Below are 4,217 nucleotides of genomic sequence, written 5' to 3'. Positions count from 1 at the left end.
GCCGCTCGATCTGCTCGCGCGCCCGCTGCAGCATGCTCTTCACCGCGACCGTGGACGTGCCGAGCGTCTCGGCGACCTCGGCCGCCCGCCAGCCCAGCACGTCCCGCAGGATCAGCACCGCCCGCTGCCGCGCGGGCAGGTGCTGCAGCGCCGCGATCAGCGCCAGCCGGACCCCCGCGCGGGACGCGACGACCGCCGCCGGGTCGCCGCCGTCCGCCGCGTCCGCCCACCGGCCCGGCAGCGGCTGCAGCCACTCGACCTCCGTCCGGGCCGGCCCGACCGGGCCCTCCGGATCGGAGCCCGGGGCGCCGAGCCCCGACGGCAGCGGCCGCCGGCGCCGGGCGCCGAGCCCGGTCAGGCACACGTTCGTCGCGATCCGGTGCAGCCAGGTGCGCAGCGACGCGCGCCCCTCGAACCGGTCGAACGACCGCCACGCCCGCAGGTACACCTCCTGGACGAGGTCCTCCGCCTCGTCCAGGGACCCGAGCATCCGGTAGCAGTGCACCAGCAGCTCGGACCGGTACGGATCGGTCAGCCGCGCGAACTCCCCGTCATCGGCCATCGGCACTTCCCTCCACCGCTCTCACACCTGTACGGACCCGTGCGGAGCGGAAAAGGGACCGGGTTCCGGCCCGCGGATTCAGCGGGACGCCCGCGCGGCCGCCGAGCCGGCGCCCTCCCCGTGCGCGCCGCCGTCCTCGATCGCGGGGGCGTCCGGCGCCGTGTCCGGGACGACGGCCAGGTCCGCGCGGAACCGGCGGTTGAGGGCCGCGCGCATCCGCGCCGTCCGGCTCCGGGCCCGCGGGCTCTCGACCCCGCCGGTCTCGGGCGGGACGTCCAGCGGCACCGCCGGCGCGGGGCGCGGATCGGTGATCGCGGCCGTCCGCTCCGCCGGAAGGCGCCGCTCGACCTCGCTGTACCGGCCCTCCGGCGACCGCCGGATGACGCCGGTCTCCAGGCCGTGCTCGACGAGCGCGAGGTCGCGGTGCTGCAGGCCGACGCAGATCCGGTAGGTGACGGCGTAGGCCAGCATGGGCCCGAGGATCACGAGGCCCCGGAAGAACCAGGTCGTCCAGAACAGCGGGACGTCGAACCGGTCGGCGATGACGTCGTTGCCGCCCGCCGCCCACAGGCCGCCGAAGAACACCACGCCGGCCATGCCGATCCCGGTCCGCGCCGGGACGTCGCGGGGCCGGTCGAGCAGGTGGTGGATCTGGCGGTCGCCGGTGACCCAGCGTTCCAGGAACGGGTAGAGGGCGAGTCCGGTGAACAGCAACCCGGGCACCACCAGCGCCGGGACGACCACGCTCAGCGTGACCGTGTGCCCCCACGCGGTGACCTCCCAGGCCGGCATGATCCGCAGCGCGCCCTCCAGCCAGCCCATGTACCAGTCCGGCTGGGAGCCGGAGCTGATCGCGCCCGGATCGTACGGGCCGAACAGCCAGATCGGGTTGATCTGGATGAACGCGGCCATCAGCGTGGTGACGCCCAGCACCCACAGGAACAGCGACGTGGTCTTGCCGATGAACACCGGGAAGAACGGGTAGCCGCGCACGGTGGTGTTGCTGCTGCCCTTGCCGGGGAACTGGGTGTGGGTCTGCCGCCAGGTCAGCACGACCGCGTGCAGCGGGACGAGCGCCGCCAGGAGCCCGGGGATCAGCAGCACGTGGATGACGTACAGCCGCGGGATGATGTCGTTGCCGGGGAACTCCCCGCCGAACAGGAACATCACCAGGTACGTCCCGACCACGGGGATGGCCGCGGTGACGCCCTCGAGGATCCGGATGCCGGTGCCCGACAGCAGGTCGTCCGGCAGCGAGTAGCCGAACAGCCCGTTGAGCATCGCCAGGATGAGCATGACGACGCCGATGATCCAGTTCAGCTCGCGCGGCTTGCGGAACGAGCCGGTGAAGAAGTGCCGCAGCGTGTGCACCAGGATCGAGGCCAGGAAGATCAGCGTGGCCCAGTGGTGGAGCTGCCGGACGAGCAGCCCGCCCCGCACGTCGAAGCTGATCTTCAGTGCGGAGGCGTACGCCTCGCTCATCCGCACGCCCTGCAACTGCGTGTACGAGCCGTGGTAGGTGACCTCGTTCATGCTCGGCTTGAAGAACAGGGTGAGGTACACCCCGGTGAGCAGGATGACCACGAACGAGTACATCGCGATCTCCCCGACCAGGAAGCTCCAGTGGTCCGGGAAGGCCTTGCGCAGCGCCTTGCGCGCGAAGCCGGTGGTGCCGAGCCGCTCGTCGAGGGCGTGCGCCGCGGCGTCGACGCCCCGCGCCGCACCCGTCCCCGTGCTCGGCATCGTGTCCGCCATCGACGCCGTCCTTTCGTCGGTCTGGACCGGTTCTGCGCATAAGACCGATCCAGACCGACGAAACGTGACACAAGGCGATGTAACGCCCGTCACATGGCGGCGCTCAGACCATGGCGGTGTTCACAACATGGCGGTGTTCACGACATGGCGGCGCTCAGACGGCGGGCGCCGCCCACCTCTCCCGGCGCCGGTAGCGCGGCAGCCAGCGCGCCCGGTACAGCATCCGGAACGGCGGCGGCAGCAGCCGCAGCACCGCCCGGGACGTGGCGTCGGGCGCCCCGTCCAGCAGCCACGGCACGAACGAGCCCAGCCCCCGCATGCCCAGCTCGCGGCGCATCTCGACGTCGAAGGTGCCCCACTCGAACGGGGTCAGCGCGCGGTGGATGAGCGGCAGCATCTCCGCCTCCTTGTAGTCCAGGAGGTCGTTCACCGCCGCCGGCAGCGCCCGCGCGTACTGGCGCAGGGCGCGCCGGTCGCCGTGCTCCAGCGCCGCGTCGACCCCGTCCAGCAGCGGGACGACCCGGAACGCGCGCGTCTCCAGCGCGTCGAACACGGCGGGACGCTCCCGGCCGCGCATCACCGCCCACAACGCGCGCTGCTCGGCGGCCTGCTGGGCCAGCCAGTGCCGGCGGAACATCGCCCATCCCCGGGCGACCCGCCCGGGGTCCGGCGCGGCGTCCGCGTCCGCGGCGGCCGACATCCGGGCCATGTCCCGTCGGAACGCGTCATAGGCGGCGTTCAGCATGGTCAGGTTGAACCGCCGTGGCGTGCTGCTCTCCGGTATGGCGCCCATGCCCCCTCCAAACCCTCCGTGCGACCCGTCACAGAGAAGATGGATCAGTGCCGCCGAACGTGACGCGATCGGGCCCGGTCCGGCTGTGACCTGCCCCACATCGCGCTCGTCCGGACGGCGTCATAAGTCCATGTAATCACCCTTCCCCGCCGCGTCCCGCTGATGCGGCCCCGTCTCCGGGAGGTGCCTCCTGCCCGCCGTCACGGGCCGCACCGCGCGTCCCGCGGCGGCCACCGCGGCGGCGGCCCGCTGATCACGGCGAACCTCTGCCATGACCACGATCTTCGCGTAGCCTGCCGCCTGATGATTGATGAGCACACGTCGGTGGGTTCCCGGCATGTCCTGTGCGTCCTCGGCGCCGGGCTCGACCTCGCCGAGGTCGAGGCGATCGCCGAGCCGGAGGGCTTCGAGCTCGACTGGGAGTACTCCGGGCACGCGCCGGACCCGCGGATGCCGGCCGCGTTCGAGGCGTGCGGCGCCGGCGCCTCGTTCACCGCTCTGGACTGGGAGGCGGTGCGCGGCCACGACACCGTCGCCTACCTGCTGTCGCCGGCCGCCCGCCCCGGCGTCGCGTTCACCGTCGCGCGCCGCACCCTCGCGCTGACCGCCCGGCTGCTGCGCTCCGGCGCGACCGCGGTGAAGAACGAGAGCAACGGGCTCGCGCACGGCCGCGACCGGTGGCTCGACCTCGCCTACAAGGCGTACGCGGGCCAGGAGGCGGCCGTCCCGCTGTACCAGGCGTGCGTCAAGCGGCCGATCACGACCGGCGCGCTGTACTTCAGCTGCGGCATGCACCTTCTCGGTGCCCCGGACGTCGAGCTGGACCATCCGGGCGCCCCGCACCCCGAGGACGTCCTCGACCTGATCGACGGGCTGGCGCTCTACCTGCTGATGGAGCAGCGGACGCGGGAGCTGCACGACGGCGAGACGTTCGCCCTGGAGGACGGCGCGGACCAGTGGGTGCTGCGGCACGGCCCGTGCGAGCGGTTCGCGGAGGACGACTTCTTCCACAACCCGCACGGCTACTGGCGGCTCACCCCCGCCTGAGCGACCCGGCGGACCCCGCCCCGGCCCGCCTCGGCCCGCCGCGTCCCGTGCCGGGACGCG

General features: G+C 73.0%; 4 protein-coding genes. 1 reads left to right on the top strand and 3 read right to left on the bottom strand.

Annotated elements, in window-relative coordinates; genetic code table 11:
* The 3 genes from ABZ914_RS47645 to ABZ914_RS47635 form a co-directional block, all read right to left on the bottom strand.
* Positions 1–562: RNA polymerase subunit sigma-70 (locus tag ABZ914_RS47645; RefSeq protein ID WP_500201246.1), on the bottom strand; the 562-nt coding region annotated here is incomplete at its 3' end.
* A 78-nt stretch (positions 563–640) separates the two neighbouring features.
* On the bottom strand, positions 641–2,317 hold the full coding sequence (gene qcrB, locus ABZ914_RS47640; protein WP_500201245.1) for a cytochrome bc1 complex cytochrome b subunit: 1,677 nt from the start codon (positions 2,315–2,317) through the stop codon (positions 641–643).
* A gap of 154 nt (positions 2,318–2,471) precedes the next feature.
* A complete protein-coding gene (locus ABZ914_RS47635; RefSeq protein WP_387027049.1) occupies positions 2,472–3,110 on the bottom strand; it encodes a hypothetical protein in 639 nt (212 codons plus the stop codon).
* Positions 3,111–3,413: 303 nt separating this feature from the next.
* Between ABZ914_RS47635 and ABZ914_RS47630 the strand changes: the two genes are divergently transcribed.
* A complete protein-coding gene (locus ABZ914_RS47630) occupies positions 3,414–4,157 on the top strand; it encodes a hypothetical protein (RefSeq protein ID WP_500201244.1) in 744 nt (247 codons plus the stop codon).
* Positions 4,158–4,217: the final 60 nt, after the last annotated feature.

The organism is Spirillospora sp. NPDC046719 (genome assembly GCF_040645715.1).
Classification (GTDB): Bacteria; Actinomycetota; Actinomycetes; order Streptosporangiales; family Streptosporangiaceae; genus Spirillospora.
This window is presented reverse-complemented; position numbering and strand designations above follow the sequence as displayed.

Bases quoted from the DNA above. Each gene is read 5' to 3' on its own strand.
- qcrB (WP_500201245.1), bottom strand. From the start codon at position 2,317: ATGGCGGACACGATGCCGAGCACGGGGACGGGTGCGGCGCGGGGCGTC.
- ABZ914_RS47635 (WP_387027049.1), bottom strand. From the start codon at position 3,110: ATGGGCGCCATACCGGAGAGCAGCACGCCACGGCGGTTCAACCTGACC.
- ABZ914_RS47630 (WP_500201244.1), top strand. From the start codon at position 3,414: ATGATTGATGAGCACACGTCGGTGGGTTCCCGGCATGTCCTGTGCGTC.